Consider the following 20,356-nt stretch of genomic DNA (forward strand, 5'->3'; position numbering starts at 1 on the left):
AGAGTCCCCCGCATGCGGAAGATACTCGTCGTCGGAGCCGGCCAGTCCGGTCTCCAGCTCGCCCTCGGCCTCCAGTCGCACGGGTACGAGGTCACCCTGATGTCGAACCGGACGGCGGACGAGATCCGCTCCGGCCGGGTCATGTCGACGCAGTGCATGTTCCACACCGCCCTCCAGCACGAGCGCGACCTCCAGCTGAACTTCTGGGAGCAGCAGGCCCCGAAGATCGGCGGGCTCGGCGTCTCGGTGGCGGCCCCCGGTTCGCACGACCCGGGTCCGACACAGCGCGCGATCGACTGGCTGGGCAGGCTCGACGGGTACGCGCAGTCCGTCGACCAGCGGGTGAAGATGGCCGGCTGGATGGAGACGTTCGCCCAGCGCGGCGGCCAGCTGGTGATCCACGGCGCGGCGGTCTCCGACCTCGACTACTTCTCCCGCGCCTACGACCTGGTCCTCGTCTCGGCCGGCAAGGGCGAGCTCGTCCAGATGTTCGGCCGCGACCCGGAGCGCTCCCCCTACAGTGAGCCGCAGCGCGCGCTCGCCGTCGCCTACGTCCACGGACTGGGCCCGCGCCCGGAGCACCCGGACCTGGACGCGGTCCGCTGCAACCTCGTCCCCGGCGTCGGCGAACTGTTCGTCATGCCGACGCTCACCACCTCCGGCCGCGCGGACATCCTGTTCTGGGAGGGCATACCCGGCGGCCCGCTGGACGTCTTCAACGGCGTCAAGGACCCGGCCGAGCACCTCTCCCTGACCCTGGAGCTCATGGAGAAGTTCACGCCCTGGGAGTACGCGCGGGCCACCAAGGTCGAACTGACCGACGCCGGCGGCACCCTGGCCGGCCGCTACGCGCCCACCGTCCGCAACCCCGTCGGCCGCCTGCCCGGCGGTGGCCTGGTGCTCGGCGTCGCCGACGTGGTCGTCGCCAACGACCCGATCACCGGGCAGGGCTCCAACTCGGCGTCCAAGTGCGCGGCCGCGTACCTCTCCTCGATCCTCGAGCGCGGGGAGAAGGAGTTCGACGAGGAGTGGATGCGCGCCACCTTCGACCGGTACTGGGACACCGCCCAGCACGTCACCAAGTGGACCAACGCGATGCTGGCCCCGCCGCCGGAGCACATCATCAACCTGCTGGGCGCGGCCGGGCAGCTGCCCCCCGTGGCTGATCGTTTCGCCAACGCCTTCAACGACCCGTCCGACTTCGAGAACTTCTTCTATGAGCCCGAGAAGACCGCGGCCTACCTGGGCTCGGTCGCGGGGGCCTGAGCGGGGGCCAGAACAGAGGCCGGAACGGGGCTCTTGACGGGAGCCCGAGGGGGACCGGGCGGCGCGTCCGGGCGTACGGCTCCCAGGACCGGTTGGGCCGCGATCTCGGTGATCTTGACCTGTTCGCCGGTTCGCGGCGCCTGGACCACCTTGCCCCCGCCCAGATACATCGCCACGTGGGTGGCCTCGGGGAAGTAGATCACCAGGTCGCCGGGGCGCAGCCGGGTCAGCGGGATCCTCCGCAGGTGCGCCCACTGCTCCTCGCTGGTCCGCGGGATCGGTGTCCCGGCGTGCCCCCAGGCCTCGGACGTCAGGCCCGAGCAGTCGTACGACCTCGGGCCTTCGGCGCCCCACTCGTACGGCTTCCCGATCTGCCGTACCGCGTACCGCACGGCCTTCTCGCCCTCCTTCGACGGCTTGCGGTCCTCGTCGAGCGCGCCGGACGCCATGAGCTTCTCCTGCGCCTGCGCCACACTCTTCCGTTCCAGTTCGGCGAGGGCGGCGAGCTGCTCGGCGGTGAGGGAGGCGAGGAGTTCCTCGACGTCGGCGAGGCGCCGGGTCACGTCGTCACGCTCCTTCTTCCGGCGTTCCGTGAGCGTGAGCTGTTCGTCGAGGGCGGCGCGGGCCTTGCGGGCCAGCCCGTCGGCCAGGCGCTCGCCGCTCGCCAGCCGCCCGACCGTCCCGGCCCGTTCGCGCGCCAACTGGCCGATCAGATGCCCCTGGTCGAGGGCGTGCTGCGGATCGCGGGCGAGCAGCAGCCGTACGTACGGGGAGATGTCGGTGCTGCCCTGGTACTGCTGGCGGGCCAGTCGTCCGGCCGCGCCCCGGCTCCGGTGCAGCGAGAGCCGGGCCTTCACCAGGGCGGCGTCCAGCCGCGCGGTCTCGGCCCGCCGCCGCTTCAGCTGTTCCTCGGTGGCGTTGAAGGCCTCGGTGGCCCGTTCGGCCTCCTGGTACAGCCGCTGAAGCTCCGTCAGCAGTTCGGCGACGGTCCGCTCTTCGTCGTCCGGGCCCGCTGTTTCCGCTTCGGCCCCCGGCCCGGCCTCCGTCTCGACCTCCTTCTCGGCCGCCGACGGCTTCTCCGGGTCCGGCGATTCCGGCGATTCCGGCGTCCCGGGTGGCTCCGGTGACTCCCGTGTCGTCACCGTTCGTTCGCCGGGCTCCGGGGGCTCCGGAGCCGCCACGGCGAGCCCGGGGCCCAGGACGGCCTGTGCGGCGAGCGCCGCCGTGGCGACCGTACAGGCCAGACGCAGCAGTCGTCCTGACACGCCATCACCTCCGCTGCGGGGTGGCCCCTCCATCCCGTAGGGCGAGCATCAGGCGCGCGAGCGCGGCCCGCGCGCTGGAGGTGCGCGGTTCGGCGCAACATGGTCACTCGTCGGCGTCATCCCGCCGTCCGCCCGGCGTGGCGTCGGGCGTGGCGCCGGACTGGGTGCCGGGCTCGGTGCCGGGTTTCGACCACGGCCACTTCAGGCCGCTCAGCCCGCCGCTCCACTTGCCCGCGCCCTGGTCGCCCTCGGCGGCGAACTCGTACTTCCAGCCCTGGGGCAGTCCGAGCTTGCTGCTGTGGCCGCGCGGCACGCGCCGGTAGACCAGAACGGTGGGCGGGCCGCCGGCCGCGTCGGGGACGGGGATGCGGTACGTCTTCGGCGGGTGCCCGGTGGGGCCCAGCAGCACGGGCAGCACCCGGCCGTCCATGGGGCCGCCCTCGAAGGGGGTGTCTTGGCTCTTCACCGCACCAGTGTCGATCAGGTCTCCGCCGCCAGCGCACCCCGGACCAGTTCGGCCGTCTGCGCGTCCCGCGCCGCGGTCACCGTGAGGACGGCCACGAACTGGTCCACCAGCCAGTCCCGCAGCTCGTCGGCGGGCGGCTGCTTGTCCTCGTCGAGCCAGATGAGGGAGGCCGCCTCGACCGCGGTGATCCACATCCGTACGGTCATCCGGAGCCGCGGTCCGGGATCCGGGACCCCGAGGTGGCTGTAGATGTGCTCGGCGGCGGCCCGTCGTACGCCGTCCACGATGGCGGTCGTCCGGGACGTCTCGACGACGCTGCCGCCTTGGAGCAGGGCGCTGAAACCGGCGTCGTGGCGGCCGACGAACGACAGATAGCGGTCGAGGGCGCGGGCGAGGCGGGGGAGGGGCGGGCCGTCGCGGGGCTCGTCGAAGCAGTGGTGCAGCTCCTCGGCGGCGGAGCGCAGGGCGGCCTCGTAGAGCTGCTGCTTGCCGCCGGGGAAATACCGGTAGACGAGCGGCCGGGACACCCCGGCGGCCTCCGCCACGTCGTCCAGCGAGACGTCCTCGGGGACGCGGTGCGCGAAGAGCGAGAGCGCGGCCTCGAGCAGCTGGCTGCGGCGCTCCTCGACGCTGAGGCGACGGTAGGCGGGGGCGGCGGGGGTCATGACGTGCAGCGTAATCGCCCACCCCCGGCCCGCGCCCGCCACCGGGTCAGGCCAGCAGTCCGGACGACCTCCACAGCCGCCGCCCGACGCCCCGCAGCACCCCGATGTCGTCCAGGAAGTCCGTCAGTTTCTTCGATCCCGTCTGCATGACCTCCCGCCGGTGCCCGCTCGCCCGCACCTGTGCCACGGCCTCCCGCTTGTCCAGGCCCACGTTCGTGTAGACGTCCGGGTTCACGAACGCCACGGAGAACACCCGCGCGAACTCGCCCGACGTGACCCTGGTGAACTCCTGGGACCACTTCGGCGCCGTCATCATCTGGCGGCGCAGCTCCTCACGGGCGTAACGCACGTGCCGGGCCTCCTCCACGACGTGGATCCGGGTGACGCCCCGGACCAGCGGCTGGACCCGCTCGTCCGGGAAGGTCAGCCGCTGCATCCAGTCGAGGACCTCCTCGCCGAGCAGGGTCGCGGTGAAGGAGCCGGGGGTCGTGGAGATCGTCTTGAACAGCCGGCCCAGGTTCTGGTGGGCGCGGCTCACCGGGTAATAGGGCGTCCCGCCCCGGGTGATCAGCCGGGCGAACATCTTCGAGTGCCGGCACTCGTCCTCGATCTCGGTCAGCGCGTACCGCACATGCGCGCTCGTCGCCGACTTGTCGTAGATGTGCCGGACGAGCAGCTGCATGAGGATGAGCTCGAACCAGATCCCGAGCGAGGCGAGCGCGGCGGCCTCGTGCTGCGACAGCAGGATCCGCTGCTCCTCGCTCATCCGCCGCCACATCGGCGTGTCGTACAGCGACACCAGCTCCGGCGGCCAGAACCACTTGCCCTCCTCGAAGGGGGCGTCCCAGTCCAGCTCCTTGTCGGGGTCGAACGAGTGCTTGGCGGAGGACGCGAGCAGCCGCTCGGCCACCTGCTCCCGGTCCTTGAGCAGGCCCAGCGCGTCCCGCAGCCCTTCCAGCGCGTCGGCATCGGTGAGGGTCGTCATGGCTCTTATGAGACTGCTTGTCAGCAAGGCCGTCAATCCCTCGCGCACCATTTATTGATCCGGGATCAGACCGGGGGTCTGCGAGAATCGGTCCCTACGAGCCGTAGGGGGATCCGACTTGAGCTCCGTGCACGGAAACGACGCCGGCCGCGCCGCCGCCCGCCGCAGTCTGGAGGGCCTGGCCCTCGGGGACGCGTTCGGGGAGCGCTGGTTCCCGCTCTTCCGGGATCCCCGGCAGGCGTACGAGGAGGTCCGCGCCCGCCGGATGCCCGAGGAACCTCACTGGCACTGGACCGACGACACGGCGATGGCCCTCGGCCTCATCCAGGTGCTCGACCAGCACGGGGAGGTACGGCAGCGGGACCTCGCCCTCGCCTTCGCGCTCGGCTACGACGCCGACCAGGCCCGCGGATACGGCCACGGCATGCACCAGCTGCTGCCCCGACTGCTCCAGGAACCCGACCGCTGGCCCGAGTTCAGCCGCGAGCTCTTCGGCGGCGAGGGCAGCCTCGGCAACGGGGCCGCGATGCGGGTGGCGCCGCTGGGCGCCTTCTTCCACGCCGATCCCGCCCGGGTCGTCGAACAGGCCACCCGCTCCGCCGAGGTCACCCACGCCCACCCGGAGGGCATCGCGGGGGCGGTCGCCGTGGCGGTGGCGGCGGCGCTCTCGGCCACCGGACGGCTCGGCCTCGCCGAGGTGGTGGCGCTGACCCCGGACAGCGCCACCCGCGACGGCCTCGCCCGCGCCGCCGAACTCCCCTTCACCACCGAGCCGTGGAAGGCCGCCGACCTCCTCGGCAACGGATAGCGCATCCGCGCCGACGACACCGTGCCGTTCGCCGTCTGGTCCGCCGCCCGCCACCCCGACGACCTCGTCGCCGCGCTGTGGACCACCGCCGAGGGCTTCGGCGACGTCGACACCACCTGCGCCGTCACCGGCGGCATCGTGGCCGCCCGCACCGGCGTCGACGCCGTCCCGGCACCGTGGCTGGAGCGGCGGGAGCCCCTGCCCGGGAAGGCGGGGCGCCGATGACCGCCGCGGTGCGGCCGATCGCCGCCCTCCGGGTGCGCAACTCCGGCAGTGAGCTGCTCGAACTCATCCTCGAGCCGTACGGCAGCGATCACTGGATGCGACCCGGCGAGACCTTCGTGATCTGGACGCTCGGGTGGCCGGGTGACGGGGTGTCCGAGGCGGCCGGGACCTCCGAGGCGTTCGAGGTGGACCACAGGCCGGGGACGGTGACCGTGTACGCCGAGGTGCTGCCCGCCTACGTCGGGGACGTCGACGGCAACGAGATCGACTGCGGCCACAACAGGCCCGGACCCGTCGGCCCGTTCCGGATCGAGCTTCCCTAGCCCCCTCGGCCGGCCCGGCCGGCTAGACCGAGCAGCCCAGGTTCTCCGGTACCGAGAACGTCATCGGCTCCGCGCCCTGTGCGGGGAAGGCCGTGCGCAGGCCGAAGGCGTACGGGGTCGGGCCGTTCGCGCGCAGATGGAGGAGGCGGGACTCGGCCTCCGCGACCGTCGGGCGGTGGCCCGCCGGTACCCACCACAGGGCCGTCATCGCCTCCGCCACCCGCTCGAACCACTCCCGGCGGCGCGAGAGCAGCTCGCGGTGCTGCCCCTGGTACATGAACGTGGTCAGGGCGTCGATGTCCCGCCACACCGTCATGTTGATGATCAGCCAGGAATCCCCGAAGACCTGGATGTCGGTCGCGTCGCCCCCGTCGGACTGGAGCCGCCAGACATAGCCTTCCGCCGCCTCCGCGGTGGCGTTGACCGGGTCGAGAGCGTCCACGAAGTCCTTCAACTCCGGCGAGTCCAAGGGGAACTTGAGGCGGGAGATGTTGACCTGGGCGAGTTCGAAAGCGGCGGTGTCGGTGACGTTCTCAGCTCTCGTGTCAGTCATGAGCGAACCGTAGGACGCCCCTGTGCGGTCCCGGTACCCCCCGTCTCACGACTTGAGCACGGCCTCCATCACCGCGCGGGCGATCGGCGCCGCCATCCCGCCCCCGGTGATGTCCCCGCGGCGGGCCGACCCGTCCTCGACCACCACCGCGACCGCCACACTCGGCTCCATGTCCCGCTCGCCCCGCGCCCAGGAGACGAACCATGCGTACGGGATCCCGGCGTTGCCGAGACCGTGCTGGGCGGTACCGGTCTTGCCGCCGACGACCGCGCCGGGGATCGCGGCGTTCGTGCCGGTGCCCTCCCGCACCACGTCCACCATCAGCTCCCGCATCAACCGCGCCGTCGAGGGCTGCATCGCCTGGCGGGACGGGCGGGAACCGGCCGTGGCCACCGTGGCCCCGCCGCGCCGTGTCGTCCGCTCCACCAGGTACGGCGTGCGCACCTGCCCCCCGTCGGCCACGGCCGCCGACACCATCGCCATCTGCAGCGGGGTCGCCCGGGTGTTGAACTGGCCGATCGAGGACAGTGCCAGCTGCGCCTTGTCGAGCGAGGTGTCGAAGGTGCTCGGCGCGACGGCGAACGGGATCCGCACGTCCACGTCGTTGAAACCGAACGCCTGCGCCGTCCGGGTCATCTGCGCCAGCCCCGTGTCCACGCCGAGCTTCGCGAACACCGTGTTGCAGGACCACATGAAGGCGTCCCGCAGCGGAGCGTCCTCGCAGCCGGGGCCCTCGTTGGTCAGGCCCGTCGTCGTCCCGGGCAGCCGGTAGGGAGCGGGGGAGTCGGTGGCCGCGTCGAGGTCGGTGATCACCCCCGCGTCCAGCGCCGCCGCCGCGGTGACCACCTTGAACGTCGATCCCGGCGGATACGTCTGGCGCGCCGCCCGGTTCAGCATCGGCTTGTCCGGGTCGCCGTTCAGCCGCACCCAGGCCCGTTCGGCCGCGGCGTCGTTCCCGGACAGCACGGCGGGGTCGTACGAGGGACTGGACACCAGCGCCAGCACCCGCCCCGTCGACGGCTCCACCGCCGCCACCGCGCCCTTGCGCCCGCCCAGCCCCTCGTACGCGGCCTGCTGGGCCCGGCGGTTCAGGGTCGTCACCAGGTTGCCGCCCGGCGGCCGGCCGTGCGTGACGTCGTTCCACAGCGGGAACGGCGAGAGCATCGGATCGGCCCCCGAGAGCACGTCGTCCCCGGTGTGCTCCAGGAACGTCGTCCCGTACACCTGCGAGGCGAAGCCGGTGACCGGCGCGTACAGCGGCCCGTCGCGGTACGTGCGCTCGTAGCGCAGCTGCTCACCGGTGTCCCGGGAGCCGGTCACGGGGGCGCCGTCGACCAGGATGTCGCCGCGCGGCTGGGCGTAACGGGCGATGGAGTCGCGCCGGTTGGCCGGGTTGTCGTCGTACCTGCCGGACTGGACGACCTGCACGCGCAGGGCGTTGACCAGGAGCGCCACCAGCAGCAGGGCGCAGAAGACGGCGGCGTGCCGGATGTGCCGGGTCAACCGGGCCTCCGTGGGTCCTCGTCGTGGGGTGGGGCGTGTTGTGGGTCTTGGGGGGTGGGGTGCGGTGTGCCGTGCGGGGTCTGGCGCGGCGCGTCGTGGGCGGCGTGGCGCGGCCGCCTCGCGGAGTCGCTCACGCGGATCAGCAGCGCCACGATCGCCCAGTTGGTGACGACCGAGGAGCCGCCCTGCGCCAGGAACGGCATCGCCATGCCGGTCAGTGGGATCAGCCCGGTCACCCCGCCCGCGATCACGAACACCTGGAGCGCCACGATCGAGGCGAGGCCGGTCGCCAGCAGCCGGCCGAAGGGGTCGCGCAGGGAGAGGCCCGCCCGGTAGCCGCGCTCCACCAGCAGGCCGTAGAGGAGGAAGAGGGCCGAAAGACCCACCAGGCCCAGTTCCTCGCCCGCCGTCGCCAGGATGAAGTCCGACTTCGCGGCGAAGCCGATGAGGACGGAGTGGCCGAGGCCGAGCCCGGTGCCGGACATCCCGCCGGCCGCGAAGGAGAACAGCGACTGCGCGAGCTGGTTGGGGCCCTCACCGGCCTCGATCGTCGCGAACGGGTGCAGCCAGTCCTCGACCCTGCTGTGCACATGCGGCTCCAGGCGGCCGACGGCGACCGCGCCGAGCGAGGCGAGCAGCAGCCCGACGGCGATCCAGCCGGTGCGGCCGGTGGCGACGTAGAGCATGACGACGAACAGCCCGAAGAAGAGCAGCGACGTGCCGAGGTCCCGCTCCAGCACCAGCACCCCGACGCTCAGCAGCCAGATCGTGACGATCGGACCGAGGACGCGCCCGGTGGGCAGTTGGAGCCGCTGGAAACGCCAGATCTTCCGGCCCGCGTACGCCAGCGCCGTGCGGTTGGCCGCCAGGTACGAGGCGAAGAACACCGCCAGGAGCACCTTTGCGAACTCGCCCGGTTGGATGGAGAACCCGGCGATCCGGATCCAGATACGGGCTCCGTTCACGGCCGGGAAGAGGATCGGCAGCGCGAGGAGGGCGAGCGCGGCGACCACACAGACGTACGCGTACCTCTGGAGCAGACGGTGGTCGCGCAGCGCGGCCACGACCATGATGAACAGGGCCACCCCGAGCGTGGACCACACCAGTTGGGTGGGCGCCGCCCGGTCGCCGGGCGTCTCCAGGTCGAGCCGGTAGATCAGCACGAGGCCCATCCCGTTGAGCAGGACCGCGATGGGCAGGAGCAGCGGGTCGGCGCAGGGGGCGCGCAGCCGCACCGCGAGGTGCGCCAGCAGCGCGAGCACGCCGAGCCCGGCGCCGTAACCGGCGGCGCCGGGCGGGACAGTGCCGTCCTTCGCGAGGCCGACAGCGCAGTAGCCGTACACGGAGAGCAGCACGGCCAGGACGATGAGGGAGAGTTCGACGCCTCGGCGCCGGGGGAGGAGCGCCGCGGGGGCGGGCGCGTCGGCCGCCGCCACGGTGGTTCCGGCGCCGGTGCTGCCCGCACCGACTCCCGCACCTGCCCCTGCCCCTACTTCGGTCCCTGCTCCCGTCCCTGGTCCGACTCCGGCTTTCGTCATGTCCGGAACCTACCCAAATATGACCCCTTGTGGGTCTTGGATGCTTTCGTGTCAGTGCCGGATCAGCACCAGCGAGGTGCCGTCCCGATGGTGTCGATGTAGCGCGCCGAGCCCCAGGCCCAGGTGCCGTCCGTGAGGAGGTACCAGAGGGAGTCGCCCTGGACGTTCTGGCCCGGGGTCTTGCAGAAGATCGAGACGATCTCGCCGCGATGGGCCACACGGATCACCTGGCTGGCTCGGGTGGGCGCGCTGCGCAGGAGCAGTTCACTGGCGGTGACGCGTCCGCGGTAGCGGCGGGAGTCGTTCTGGTTGCCGTTGCCGGACTGCCAGTCACCTCCACCGGACTGCCAGCTGTTGTCACCCCCGCCGGACTGCCAGTCGCCCCCACCGGACTGCCAGCTTCCGTTCTGGTTGCCTTGGCCGCCGCCGCCTTGGTTCTGGTTGCCTTGGCCGTTCTGGTTGCCTTGGCCCCCGCCTTGGTTCTGGTTGCCCTGGCCGTTCTGGGTGGCGTGGCCCCCGCCCTGGTTCTGGTTGCCCTGGCCGCCCCCCTGGTTTTGATTGCCTTGGCCGCCGCCTTGGTTCTGGTTGCCTTGGCCGTTCTGGTTGCCTTGGCCGCCGCCTTGGTTCTGGTTGCCTTGGCCGTTCTGGTTGCCTTGGCCGCCGCCTTGGTTCTGGTTGCCCTGGCCGTTCTGGTTGCCTTGGCCGCCGCCTTGGTTCTGGTTGCCCTGGCCGTTCTGGTTGCCTTGGCCCCCACCTTGGTTCTGGTTGCCCTGGCCGCCTCCGCCGCCCTGGTTCTGGTTCCCTTGGCCGCCTCCGTCACCCTGGTACTGCCAGTCGGACGAGCCGTCGTCCTGGGTGGTGAGGCTGTCGCCGTCCCAGTCGTCGGCGATGGCCGGGGCGACGGCCGCGGTGGCGGCGAGGGTGCCGGCTGCGGTGAGTATGGCGAGGCGGGTGAGAGCGGTGCGCAGGGGCATGGCGATACCTCCATGAAGAGGGTGAAGCTGACTAATCGCCACATTAGGAGCGGTTCGCGCGTGTCGCCCGTCACGCTGCGCCATCGGGGAGGCCGCTCCTGGCGGGAGGTGCCTGAGGGAGCGTCAGTGTCGCCACCGCGCCGCCGTCCGGTGCGTTGGTGAACGTCAGCCGCGCGCCCAGCACCTCCGCCTGTCCGACCGCGATCGTCAGTCCGAGCCCGTGTCCCTTCGCCCCTCCCTCGGTGCGGAACCGCTGCGGTCCGTGCGTCAGGAGGTACTCCGGATAGCCGTCCCCATGGTCCCGCACGGTGACCACGGGCCCGTCGACCGACAGCACGACGGGCGACCGCCCGTGCCGGTGCGCGTTGGCGAGCAGGTTGCCCAGCACCCGCTCGAGGCGCCGTCGGTCGGTCTCCACGCGCGTGTCCCGGACGACCGTCACCTCGGTGCCGGTCGCCGAGGCCACGGAGGTGTCCGAAGCCTCCGCCGTCCGCACCACGCGGACCGCCAGCGCGCCCAGTTCCTCGGCGTCCAGCTCCAGCCGCTCCCGCCCGGTGTCCAGGCGGGAGATCTCCAGCAGGTCCTCCGTGAGCGTGCGCAGTGCCGAGACCCGGTCGCGGACCAGTTCCGTCGGCCGCCCCGGCGGCAGCAGCTCCGCCGCCGCGTGCAGCCCGGTCAGCGGCGTGCGCAGCTCGTGCGCCACGTCGGCGGTGAACCGTTGTTCGCTGAGCAGCTTGCCCTGGAGCGAGGACGCCATGGTGTCCAGCGCTACGGCGACGGCGCCCACCTCGTCCTGCGGCCGGCCCGGTTCCTTCGTGCGGGGGTCGTCCACGCGCGCGTCCAGGTCGCCGGCGGTGATCCGCCTGGCCACCTGCGCGGTGGTGTGCAGCCGCCGGGTCACCCGGGTGACCGCTACGGCGCCGACCAGCAGCGTCGCGCCGATGGCCAGGATCGACGACCACAGGATCGCGGTGTCGAGGGCCTCGATGGTGCGAGCGCTCTGCGAGTAGTCGACGGGGACCGCGAGGGTCCGCGCACCGTCGACGGGTCCGGCCGCCCACATCGTCGCGCGCCCCTGATGGTCGGCGACCATCGTGCCGCGCTCGCCGGCCAGCGCCAGCGCCCGCAGCGACACGGGCAGGCCGGGTGGATCGAGGCTCGCGCCCCACTCGAGGCTGTCCCCGGCCTCGTACGCCGCCGTCGCGTCCTTCAGCCGGGAGAGCGCGAGGTCACGGGCCTGTCCGACGGTCTGGTGCGTCACCGAGACATGCACCAGTACGCCGAGCAGGGCGGCCAGCGCACAGCACATCACCGTGATGAAGACGGCGGCCTTCACGGCGAGCGTGCCGGCCCACGAGGGAAACGCGAGCCTCATCGGCCGCTCGCCGACGCGGAGGCGGAAGAGGGGGCGGAAGCGGAAGAGGAAGAGGAGCCGGACGGGGACGGGGACGCGGAGGTGGTCGGGGTCAGGGTCGAGGTCGGGGACGCGGAGGGGTGGGGCGAGTACTTCCGGCCCCCGGTGCGCAGCATCTCGTCGTGGGTGAGCAACATCGCCCGCTGCTGCTGGTCCCAGGTCCACTGGAGGCGGTACTCGTAGCCCGCGACCTCCGACGGGGCCCGGATGATCACCGACCGTCCGGCCAGTTCGACCCCGCTCACGGCGTCCTCGTAGGCCATGACCTGGACGAGTCTGTCCTTGCGCACGGTGTACACGCGGACGGCCGTCAGATTGCCGGGCAGCTGCCGGAAGCCCAGTGTCAGGTCGTCGTGGCCGTCACCGGTGAGGTCCCGGTAGTACGCCTTGAGCACGGGACACCGGCTCCCCGCCGCCCCGCTCCCGCCGCAGTCGGCCATCCGGCGGGCCGTCTCGTCGTAGGTCCCCTTGCCGTAGTCGCCCGGATGCGTGGTGATCTCCGCGCGGACGACCGCGACCGGGTCCACCTTGCGGATGTCGCCGCCGGGCACCGTGATGCCCTTCACCACCTCGGTGTCCACCTCGCCGATGTCGAAGGCGGGACTGGAGGCGGGGGTCAGATCCGGCCAGAGCTTGTCCGGGCTGATCGCGGTCGGTGTCGCCCCGGCGCCCTGAAGCTCACCCGCGTCACCGCAGCCCACGGCGACCGAGGCCAGCAGGGCGACGGTGACGGCGGCGAGCCCCCGCCGGGCGGGGCGGGACAGGCGCGAGGAGCGTGAGGAGCGGGAGGGGCGGGAGGGACTACGGCGGGGCACGGGACTCCTGTGACTCCTCTGGAGATACGACGGTGTCAGGCCCGTACACCTTATTCGTAAGGAAGTCCGTTTTGCGTACTGGTGGGCCGGGGGTGGCGAAGCGCTGGAGGTGCCGGGGTCCTGACTATGGCGAAACGATTATTCGGCCAGTTCCTCCAAAAGCCTGGCCGTCGGCAGCCCCGCCCGCAGGTACTCCACGAACAACTCGTTGTGCAGGGCCCACGGTGAGCGCCGCGACCGTATCAGCCGGATCGCCTCCTCGGCCGAGTGCCCCCTGCGCACCAGTGTGTGGGCGATGACCAGGCCGGACCGGTTGTAGCCGCTGTAACAGCGGACGAGAACCGTCCGGCCGTCGTCCATCGCGTCCTCCGCGGCCCGCGCCAGCCGGATCACCCCGGCGAGCTGGGTCCCGTCCAGCGGACCGTCCGGAATCGGCCACACGTGATGCTGCACCCCGGGGTCGGGCCCATGTCCCTGCCGGGCCCGTGTCAACGTCTGGACGAGATCGAACTCACCCCGCACCACGGCGAGTTCGAGTTCACCGGAGCGTCCTCTGAACTCGTGCCCGCCCATCCACAGGCCGGGCACGATCTCGCTCCACGGACGGTCCGGAGGCGGTACGTCGAGTTGCTTCCTGCGGGTTCGCAACGGCGCCTCCCCAAACGCGCTGCCCGGTAACGGCGCCTCTCCAGACCGCTGCTCAGTGCCTGCCCAACTCCCCTCGAAGGTAACCGCCTTCTTGCCCCCGGAGCGCCCCTCCTGTTCCCATGGTCGTGGGGTGATGGTGCATGAACGGACTGCGCGTCATACCGACCTGGCGGCATGGCCAGGAGCGGCTCTACGTATGTCTCACGGACGGCAGGAACATCGCCTGGTACGACCGTGAGGCGGCCAGGATCAACCTGATCGGGGAGAGCCGCAGAGAGGACGTCCTGGAGGCCCTGGGCCCCTTCATCACCGGACCGTTCACGGTCGGCCCGCCCCCGGTCCCCACGCCCGCGGAACTGGCCCGGCTCTCCCTCCACCCCGACGACGACCTGGCACCCAACCGCCCCGGCGAGGCCCTCCTGATCGACCTGGACCGCGACCCGGGAACCGCCCACCGTCTCCGAGCCGACCCGCGCCGCCACGCCCTGGCAGCCGAGCAGACCGTCGGCGTGGCCCTGGACCGCCTCGACGGCGCGGGCTGGCACACGCTGCACTCCCTGCCCCTCCCCGGCGGGGACCGCGTCCACCACCTGGCCATCGGCCCGGCCGGCCTGTTCGCGGTCCACGCGCTGTACGCCCGTAAGCGGCGGGTCCGGATCTCCGATCCCCTGGTCGGCCTGGGCCGCCGGGATCCGCAGCCCCTCCTGCGCCGGGTGCGTGGCGACGCCGACCGCGCGTCCCACGCCCTGACGGCCGAGGTCCGCCCGGTACTGGCCCTGGTCGGCCCGACCGGCGTCTCCGTCACCGTCCCCCCGCGCGAGGTCCGCGTCCTGACCGACACCGAGCTCACCGACCTGACCCGTCTCGGCGGCGTACTGAAGCCGGCGGACGTGGAAGCCCTGCACGCGATGGCCCGCGACCGGGGGACGTGGGCGAGGATGTGACTCTGCTGCTCAGCCCGTCCGGCGATTGAGGACGAGGCCGTTCAGGCCGAAACGGGGGTCCAGGGGGCGGAGCCTCTGAAGGGGTCGAAGGGGAAGTGCCCCTGGTGAGGACGGGACGGGTAGGGGCGGGACGGGACGGGTAGGGGCGGCGGGGGCGAGAAGAACGAGCGCGCCGGAGAAGCAGGAGCGGACCCGGGAAGAAGGGCCGGGCCCGAGGAGAAGGACCGGGCTCGAGGGCCCGATCAAGGCACCGTCCCCGCCCGCCCGGCGTCGAGCAGCGGCGCCAGCAGATCCCCGAAGTCCTGAAGCCGCGGAGCGACGTCGGTGGCCGTGAACGTGAGCGTCCCGGCGGACCGGCACTCCTCTACCTCCTCCCAGGTGACCGGCGCCGACACGGTCGGCTCGGCCCGCGCCCGCAAGGTGTACGGCGTCGCGGTCGTCTTCCGCGCCGCGTTCTGACTCCAGTCCACGAACACCTTCCCCGGCCGCAGACTCCGCGTCATCCGGTGCAGAACCAGCCGGGGCATCGCCCGCTCCGCCTCCACGGCGAGCTGCTTCGCGTACTCCGTGACCCGTTCGGAGGAGGCCCCCCGCACCGCCGCCAGCAGATGCAGCCCCTTCGACCCGGACGTCTTCGGCAACGCCTCGATCCCGTCCGCGGCGAGCCGCTCCCGCAGCCACACCGCGACCTCGCAGCACTCGACGACGGTCGCGGGCGCGCCGGGATCGAGGTCGAGGACGAGCCGGTCGGCGGTCTCCGGATCCTGGATCACCCACTGGGGCGTATGGAACTCCGTGACGAGGTTCGCCGCCCAGACCAGACTCGCCAGATCCTGTACGACCACCATCCGGGCGGGCCCCTCCGACCGGGGCACCTCGGCGGTGGTGACCCATTCGGGCGCCCCCGGCGGCACGTTCTTGGCGAAGAAGATCTGCCCGTCGGGCCCGTCCGGATAGCGCAGGAAGGACAGCGGCCGGTCGCGCAGATGGGGGAGCAGGGCGTCGGCGACGGTCGCGTAGTAGTGCAGCACCTCGCCCTTGGTGAAGCCGGTCGCCGGATACAGCACCTTCTCCAGATTGCTGAGCGCGAGCCGTCTCCCCTCCACCTCCGTGATCGGCGTCATACGATGAGAATCACATGAAACCATCACATAAGGCTCATTCAGGAGGGCGCTGCACGTGAGATCCATTTGGAACGGCGCCATCTCCTTCGGCCTCGTCAGCATCCCGATCAAGCTGGTGAACGCCACCGAGAGCCACTCGATCTCCTTCCGCCAGATCCACACGGAGGACGGCGGCCGCATCCGCTACCGCAAGGTCTGCGAGCTGGAGGACCGCGAGGTGAGCTCGGCGGAGATCGGCAAGGGATGGGAGGACGCGGACGGCACGATCATCCCGATCACCGACGAGGACCTGTCCCATCTGCCGCTCCCGACCGCCAGGACCATCGAGATCGTGGCCTTCGTCCCGGCCGACCGGATCGACCCGCTCCAGATGGACGCCGCCTACTACCTCCAGGCGGGCGGTGCCCCGGCGGCGAAGCCGTACACGCTGCTCAGGGAGGCCCTGAAGCGCAGCCACAAGGTGGCGATCGCGAAGTACGCCCTGCGCGGCCGCGAGCGGCTCGGGATGCTCCGCGTGGTCGGCGAGGCGATCGCCATGCACGGTCTGCTCTGGCCGGACGAGGTCCGCGCACCGGAAGGCGTTGCCCCGGACACCTCGGTCACCGTCCGCGACAAGGAGCTCGACCTCGCGGACGCCCTGATGGACACCCTCGGCGAGGTCGACCTGGACGACCTGCACGACGAGTACCGCGAGGCGGTGGAGGAGGTCGTGGCGGCGAAGGCGGCCGGCGAGGCACCCCCCGAGGCGCCGTCCGCGCCGTCCAGCGGCAAGGTGCTGGATCTGATGGCGGCCCTGGAGAAGAGCGTGCGGGCGGCGAAGCAGTCGCGCGGCGAGGAACCGGAGCAGGCCGCTTCGGAGACGGAGACAGAGACGGAGGAGGCGGGGGAGGACACGGAGTCGGGGGCCGAGGTCAGGCACCTTTCGCAGCGCAGGTCGGCCCGTACGGCGCCCAAGGGGACGGGCGGCAAGAAGTCGACCTCGACGGCCACGGCGAAGAAGACCACGGCGGCACCGAGGAAGTCGACGTCGAAGACGGCGAGGTCCACGCAGCCGGCGAAGAAGGCAACGGCGTCGAAGAGCACGGCGGCGACGAAGAACACGGCGGCGACGAAGACCACAGCCAAGAAGGCCGCCGAGAAGAAGACGACGGCCAAGGGGACGACGGCGAAGGGGACGACGAAGAAGTCGGCTGCCAAGAAGACGACGACGGCCCGCAAGCGCACGGCCTGACCCCGCCCGCAACCGAGCCCCACCTCCACCCCTCCCGCCTCAACCGCTCCCGCCTCGACCCCCAACCATCTCCACCCCTTCCGCCTCCACCCCTCCTGCCTCGACCCCCAACCATCTCCACCCTCCGCCCCCTCCGCTGCACTCCCCTCACCGACCTCACCGACCTCGCGCACTCACCTGCGCGCGTCCCTTTCGGCGGAGGATCTGCCAAGTCGGGCAGCCTCCTCGGGCGCCCCTCGATCCCGGCGTGCCCGCCCCGACCGCTGTGCCCGTCCCGAACGCGGTGCTTCCCCTGACTCCTGGTCCTCGGTGCCGCCGTCGTTGTCGTCAGCGTCGCTCCTGTCGCTCCCGTCACCCGGGCCGGGGAAGACCCCGCACAGCGTGACCACGCCCAGTCCCAGCCCCACGGCCGGCCACACCGGGAACTCGCCGCCGTACGCGAACCCGTGCCCCGCGAAATACGTCAGCGCCCAGACGCTCGCGCCGAGCCCGGCCCACATCCGCCAGGCCGCCGCCCCCCGGATCCCCGTGCCGGGCCGCACGCGCACCTCCACGGAGGCCAGCGCCCGCTCCAGTGGCCGCAACGCCCGCAACACCATCACCAGGACACCCCCCAGCACCAGCAGCCACGGCACTCGCAGTGCCCACCAACCCGCCGAGCCGTAGCGGGGTTCGGGGGCGAGCCCGGTCAGGTAGAAGGCGGCGGCGACGATCAGCACCGGCAGCATGTGCCAGAGGTAGAGCGCCATGCTGCCGGCCCCCAGTACCCGCACCGCCCGCCGCACCCGGGCCCGCTCCAGCACCCGTCGCACGACCGGTGCGACCAGCAGCGCCACCCCGACCTGAGCCAGGCTCCACGCCAGCATGGCCGCCGACGGGGGATTGGTGTTGCTCAGTTCCTCCCCGGTCACCAGGATCAGACTGACGGGAAACGGCCCGGGCCCGACGAGCAGGGCGAACCCCGCCCCGCCCCCCACCGCCATGGCCACCGCCCGTCTCCGCGCCCGCGACGCCGTCACCCCGTCGCCGCCCAGCAGCCCGTCCCGCCAGCAGAGACCGAGCTGGTAGACGACACCCCACACGAGCAGGTAGTTGAGCGCCCCGATCGCCTCGACGGCCGAGCCGCGCGAGGACGCGTCGCCCGCCGCCACGAGCATGCCGACACCGAGCCCCACCACGCCCATGCCCACAGGGACGCGCACGCCCCACCGTTCATGAAGGGAGTACAGCACCGGCGTCAGGGCACTGAGCAGCAGATACACCGGCAGGAACCAGAACTGCATGGCCATCGCCCACCCCACCAGCGCGAGGGTGGCGCGGTCCACGCCGAGCGCGGAGCACACCCCCACGGCGAGCAGCACGAGACCGCTGTACACGGCCGTGGGCAGCAGCAGCCGCATGGCACGCTGCCCCACCCACCCCGCGGCGCTCCCACCGGCGGCCCGAGCCCGCGCCCAGGAGCCTCCGGCGGCATGTCCACCGGCGAGGAAGAACAACGGCATGATCTGGAAGCCCAGGGTCAGCCACTGCGTCCAGGGCACGGTCGCCAGCAGCTCCGGGGCGGTGATCTCGCCGTCCGGCTGCCGGATCAGCCCGGTGATCAGCCAGTGCCCCAGCACGACGAGCAGGATCGCCCACGCCCGCAGGAAGTCGACATACCGGTCTCGGCTCATACGTCGCATGCTGCCTCGCCCCCCAACTCCCCTGCGGCGAATAGTCCTTGTCGCAACCAAGCCGTACCCGGGACGACACCGGTCGGCCGCCCCCTGCCACCCGAAACAGCGGTCGGGCAGCCGCCGTCCGCACCTCCTCCGCGCACGCGAGTCCCGGCGACGCCTCGACCCTGCACCCATGCTGACAGCCACCACTGACAACGCCCGGAGACCCGGAGTCCAAGAGCATCGACTACACGTCGGGCATCTTGACGCCCCGAATGTTACCGGTAACATCGTTGTCCGTCGGAGCACCAACCGCACGCCCACGCAGAGGTGGGCCGTCCGCCCTCGGGAGTCCGCGTGACCGACCACCCCACGGCGCAGCGCGCCCCGGCCGGCTCCCCCACGCCGGACTCCACCGTCGGCACGACCGACGACAGGACCGGCGACAGGACCGGCGAAGCGACCAAGGGCTCGTCCGACGGCGCGACCGATGTCACCAGCGTCGGCTCGAACCCCAGCCCCAGCCCCAGCCCCGCCCCCGTCCCCGCCCCGGCCCCTGTCCCCGCCCCCGTCTTCACGTTGCCGGCCGTGGTCGCCTCCTGCGTCGGCTTCATGCTCATCGGCGCTCTCCAGGCGTTCTACGGCCCCGCGATCCCGGCCCTGCGCGAAGAGTTCGGGCTCTCGCCCTCCGTCGCGGGGCTCGGGCTCAGCGCGCACTTCGTCGGCGGTGTCGCGGGAGTCCTCCTCTTCGACCGGTTGTACGGCCGCACCGGCAACCGGCGGATCCTGGCCGCCTCGTATCTGCTGATGGCCGTCGGTTCGGCAGGCTTCGCGGTCGCGCCGAACTGGCCGCTCGCCCTCACCGCCGCGCTCCTCGCCGGGTTCGGCTTCGGCGGTATCGACTACGGCCTCAACCAACTCTTCGCGGTCGGCTTCGGCCACCGTTCCACCGCGATGCTCAACATCCTCAACGCCCACTTCGGCATCGGCGCGATCCTCGGCCCGGTCCTGATCGGGGTGGTGGGCGCCGAGCACTACCCCGTCGTCTTCCTGGTCTTCGCGCTCGCCAACCTGCCCCTGCTGTTCTGTCTGCGCGGCGTACGCGACAGCCCGCCACGGCCGCCGCAGTCCCCGGAGCACCCCACGTCCGCCGGGGTGTCGACGCCGGCCGACCGCGCCCTGCGGTCCGTCCTCGCCGTCTTCGTCACCCTCTACGTCCTGCACGTCGGCATCGAGGCGGGTGTGGGCGGCTGGGAACCCACGCACCTGGAGACCGTCGGGCACGGCGCCGGTGTCGCGGCCACCGCGACCTCCGTGTACTGGCTGATGATGACCGTCGGCCGATTCGTGGTCGCCCCGATCGCGCTTCGCTTCTCCGCCCAGACCATCATCACGGTCTCCTGCGCGGGCATGACCGGCTGCCTTCTGCTGGCGGCCGTACCGGAGCTGGCGCCCTTCGCCTACGCAGGCGTGGGCCTCTTCATCGCACCGATCTTCCCCACCGGATTGCCCTGGCTGCACCGGGCCGCCCCGCACGCCCGCCGAGCCGGGGCGGTCGTCATCGCCGCGTCCATGATGGGCGGCGTCGCGGCGGGCCCGGCGCTCGGCAAGGTCATCGAGTGGTCCGGCGTCCGAGCGGTCCCGCTCCTCCTCGCCGCGGTCTCCGCCGTCTGCCTCGCGGCCACCCTCTGGCTGACCCGGGCGACCCACCCGAAGCCCGCGCGGTGACCGCCCCGCCGCTCCCGGCCGCCACGCGGCACCGATGGCCCGGGCGGGGCGGCCGACCCCGTCGCCGCCCCGCGGGCATCCCGAGGCACAGCCACGCACCCACAGGTCCGCCCCGACGAGCGGACACCCCGAAGCACGCGCCCGCGCACGGAGAACGCGCCCGAGACCGAGCACGCGCACCAGACCGAGACCGAGCACGCGCACGGAGAACGCACCCGAGCAC

The 20,356-nt window shown here is 72.1% G+C and carries 18 protein-coding genes and 1 pseudogene; 6 read left to right on the forward strand and 13 right to left on the reverse strand.

Features of this window, described 5'->3' with window-relative positions:
- The first annotated feature begins 12 nt into the window (after nucleotides 1-12).
- Nucleotides 13-1,266, forward strand: a complete 1,254-nt coding sequence (locus ACFVYS_RS16130) for a styrene monooxygenase/indole monooxygenase family protein (protein WP_389502511.1) — start codon at nucleotides 13-15, stop codon at nucleotides 1,264-1,266.
- Here the strand turns inward: ACFVYS_RS16130 and ACFVYS_RS16135 are convergent.
- The 4 genes from ACFVYS_RS16135 to ACFVYS_RS16150 all read right to left on the reverse strand — a co-directional run bounded on the left by ACFVYS_RS16135 (nucleotide 1,239) and on the right by ACFVYS_RS16150 (nucleotide 4,647).
- Nucleotides 1,239-2,531, reverse strand: a complete 1,293-nt coding sequence (locus tag ACFVYS_RS16135; RefSeq protein WP_389502513.1) for an NlpC/P60 family protein — start codon at nucleotides 2,529-2,531, stop codon at nucleotides 1,239-1,241. The two genes, ACFVYS_RS16130 and ACFVYS_RS16135, sit on opposite strands and share 28 nt — an antisense overlap.
- A gap of 103 nt (nucleotides 2,532-2,634) precedes the next feature.
- Nucleotides 2,635-2,997, reverse strand: coding sequence for a hypothetical protein (locus ACFVYS_RS16140; protein ID WP_389502515.1), 363 nt, complete (start codon nucleotides 2,995-2,997; stop codon nucleotides 2,635-2,637).
- 14 nt (nucleotides 2,998-3,011) lie between these two features.
- A complete protein-coding gene (locus ACFVYS_RS16145) occupies nucleotides 3,012-3,662 on the reverse strand; it encodes a TetR/AcrR family transcriptional regulator (protein WP_389502517.1) in 651 nt (216 codons plus the stop codon).
- A gap of 46 nt (nucleotides 3,663-3,708) precedes the next feature.
- On the reverse strand, nucleotides 3,709-4,647 hold the full coding sequence (locus ACFVYS_RS16150; RefSeq protein ID WP_389502519.1) for a diiron oxygenase: 939 nt from the start codon (nucleotides 4,645-4,647) through the stop codon (nucleotides 3,709-3,711).
- 118 nt (nucleotides 4,648-4,765) lie between these two features.
- Between ACFVYS_RS16150 and ACFVYS_RS16155 the strand changes: the two are divergent.
- Both ACFVYS_RS16155 and ACFVYS_RS16160 read left to right on the forward strand, forming a co-directional pair.
- Nucleotides 4,766-5,680 (forward strand): annotated as a pseudogene (locus ACFVYS_RS16155) (ADP-ribosylglycohydrolase family protein).
- Complete coding sequence (locus ACFVYS_RS16160) at nucleotides 5,677-6,003, forward strand: hypothetical protein (protein WP_389502521.1); 327 nt, start codon at nucleotides 5,677-5,679, stop codon at nucleotides 6,001-6,003. The pseudogene ACFVYS_RS16155 and the gene ACFVYS_RS16160 overlap by 4 nt, the downstream one beginning before the upstream one ends.
- Before the next feature lie 22 nt (nucleotides 6,004-6,025).
- Here ACFVYS_RS16160 and ACFVYS_RS16165 read toward each other — a convergent pair whose 3' ends face one another.
- The 7 genes from ACFVYS_RS16165 to ACFVYS_RS16195 all read right to left on the reverse strand — a co-directional run bounded on the left by ACFVYS_RS16165 (nucleotide 6,026) and on the right by ACFVYS_RS16195 (nucleotide 13,448).
- Nucleotides 6,026-6,556, reverse strand: coding sequence for a DUF3291 domain-containing protein (locus ACFVYS_RS16165; protein ID WP_389502523.1), 531 nt, complete (start codon nucleotides 6,554-6,556; stop codon nucleotides 6,026-6,028).
- 45 nt (nucleotides 6,557-6,601) lie between these two features.
- Nucleotides 6,602-8,059, reverse strand: a complete 1,458-nt coding sequence (locus tag ACFVYS_RS16170) for a peptidoglycan D,D-transpeptidase FtsI family protein (RefSeq protein WP_389502525.1) — start codon at nucleotides 8,057-8,059, stop codon at nucleotides 6,602-6,604.
- Complete coding sequence (locus ACFVYS_RS16175; protein ID WP_389502527.1) at nucleotides 8,056-9,495, reverse strand: FtsW/RodA/SpoVE family cell cycle protein; 1,440 nt, start codon at nucleotides 9,493-9,495, stop codon at nucleotides 8,056-8,058. The genes ACFVYS_RS16170 and ACFVYS_RS16175 overlap by 4 nt, the downstream gene beginning before the upstream one ends.
- Nucleotides 9,496-9,659: 164 nt before the next feature.
- Nucleotides 9,660-10,571 (reverse strand): SH3 domain-containing protein, encoded by a 912-nt coding sequence (locus ACFVYS_RS16180; protein WP_389502529.1) that lies wholly within the window; start codon nucleotides 10,569-10,571, stop codon nucleotides 9,660-9,662.
- A 70-nt stretch (nucleotides 10,572-10,641) separates the two neighbouring features.
- Entirely contained in the window at nucleotides 10,642-11,946 is a 1,305-nt protein-coding gene (locus ACFVYS_RS16185; protein ID WP_389502531.1) for an ATP-binding protein, read from the reverse strand.
- A complete protein-coding gene (locus tag ACFVYS_RS16190) occupies nucleotides 11,943-12,800 on the reverse strand; it encodes a hypothetical protein (protein ID WP_389502533.1) in 858 nt (285 codons plus the stop codon). Before ACFVYS_RS16190 ends, ACFVYS_RS16185 begins: the two co-directional genes overlap by 4 nt.
- Before the next feature lie 138 nt (nucleotides 12,801-12,938).
- Entirely contained in the window at nucleotides 12,939-13,448 is a 510-nt protein-coding gene (locus ACFVYS_RS16195; protein WP_082412653.1) for a dual specificity protein phosphatase family protein, read from the reverse strand.
- Between the two features lie 140 nt (nucleotides 13,449-13,588).
- Here ACFVYS_RS16195 and ACFVYS_RS16200 point away from each other — a divergent pair, with 140 nt between their 5' ends.
- A complete protein-coding gene (locus ACFVYS_RS16200; RefSeq protein WP_389502535.1) occupies nucleotides 13,589-14,392 on the forward strand; it encodes a nuclease-related domain-containing protein in 804 nt (267 codons plus the stop codon).
- A gap of 242 nt (nucleotides 14,393-14,634) precedes the next feature.
- Here ACFVYS_RS16200 and ligD read toward each other — a convergent pair whose 3' ends face one another.
- Nucleotides 14,635-15,516: a non-homologous end-joining DNA ligase gene (gene ligD, locus ACFVYS_RS16205; protein WP_389502537.1), complete on the reverse strand. Its 882-nt coding sequence runs from the start codon at nucleotides 15,514-15,516 to the stop codon at nucleotides 14,635-14,637.
- A 55-nt stretch (nucleotides 15,517-15,571) separates the two neighbouring features.
- Here ligD and ACFVYS_RS16210 point away from each other — a divergent pair, with 55 nt between their 5' ends.
- Complete coding sequence (locus ACFVYS_RS16210) at nucleotides 15,572-16,747, forward strand: Ku protein (protein ID WP_389502539.1); 1,176 nt, start codon at nucleotides 15,572-15,574, stop codon at nucleotides 16,745-16,747.
- 173 nt (nucleotides 16,748-16,920) lie between these two features.
- On the opposite strand, the gene ACFVYS_RS16215 is transcribed toward ACFVYS_RS16210, so the two are convergent.
- Nucleotides 16,921-18,420 (reverse strand): acyltransferase, encoded by a 1,500-nt coding sequence (locus ACFVYS_RS16215; RefSeq protein WP_389502541.1) that lies wholly within the window; start codon nucleotides 18,418-18,420, stop codon nucleotides 16,921-16,923.
- Nucleotides 18,421-19,017: 597 nt separating this feature from the next.
- Here ACFVYS_RS16215 and ACFVYS_RS16220 point away from each other — a divergent pair.
- Nucleotides 19,018-20,133 carry an MFS transporter gene (locus tag ACFVYS_RS16220; RefSeq protein ID WP_389502719.1) on the forward strand — a complete coding sequence of 372 codons (1,116 nt, stop codon included), beginning with the start codon at nucleotides 19,018-19,020 and terminating at the stop codon, nucleotides 20,131-20,133.
- The last annotated feature ends 223 nt before the right edge of the window (nucleotides 20,134-20,356 follow it).

The sequence above is a fragment of the Streptomyces sp. NPDC058295 genome (genome assembly GCF_042880655.1).
Lineage (GTDB): Bacteria > Actinomycetota > Actinomycetes > Streptomycetales > Streptomycetaceae > Streptomyces > Streptomyces coriariae.

What these genes read in the sequence shown, in the direction of transcription:
- ACFVYS_RS16130 (WP_389502511.1), top strand. Translation starts at nt 13, where the DNA reads ATGCGGAAGATACTCGTCGTCGGAGCCGGCCAGTCCGGTCTCCAGCTC.
- ACFVYS_RS16145 (WP_389502517.1), bottom strand. Translation starts at nt 3,662, where the DNA reads ATGACCCCCGCCGCCCCCGCCTACCGTCGCCTCAGCGTCGAGGAGCGC.
- ACFVYS_RS16150 (WP_389502519.1), bottom strand. Translation starts at nt 4,647, where the DNA reads ATGACGACCCTCACCGATGCCGACGCGCTGGAAGGGCTGCGGGACGCG.
- ACFVYS_RS16160 (WP_389502521.1), top strand. Translation starts at nt 5,677, where the DNA reads ATGACCGCCGCGGTGCGGCCGATCGCCGCCCTCCGGGTGCGCAACTCC.
- ACFVYS_RS16165 (WP_389502523.1), bottom strand. Translation starts at nt 6,556, where the DNA reads ATGACTGACACGAGAGCTGAGAACGTCACCGACACCGCCGCTTTCGAA.
- ACFVYS_RS16180 (WP_389502529.1), bottom strand. Translation starts at nt 10,571, where the DNA reads ATGCCCCTGCGCACCGCTCTCACCCGCCTCGCCATACTCACCGCAGCC.
- ACFVYS_RS16185 (WP_389502531.1), bottom strand. Translation starts at nt 11,946, where the DNA reads ATGAGGCTCGCGTTTCCCTCGTGGGCCGGCACGCTCGCCGTGAAGGCC.
- ACFVYS_RS16200 (WP_389502535.1), top strand. Translation starts at nt 13,589, where the DNA reads ATGAACGGACTGCGCGTCATACCGACCTGGCGGCATGGCCAGGAGCGG.
- ligD (WP_389502537.1), bottom strand. Translation starts at nt 15,516, where the DNA reads ATGACGCCGATCACGGAGGTGGAGGGGAGACGGCTCGCGCTCAGCAAT.
- ACFVYS_RS16215 (WP_389502541.1), bottom strand. Translation starts at nt 18,420, where the DNA reads ATGAGCCGAGACCGGTATGTCGACTTCCTGCGGGCGTGGGCGATCCTG.
- ACFVYS_RS16220 (WP_389502719.1), top strand. Translation starts at nt 19,018, where the DNA reads ATGCTCATCGGCGCTCTCCAGGCGTTCTACGGCCCCGCGATCCCGGCC.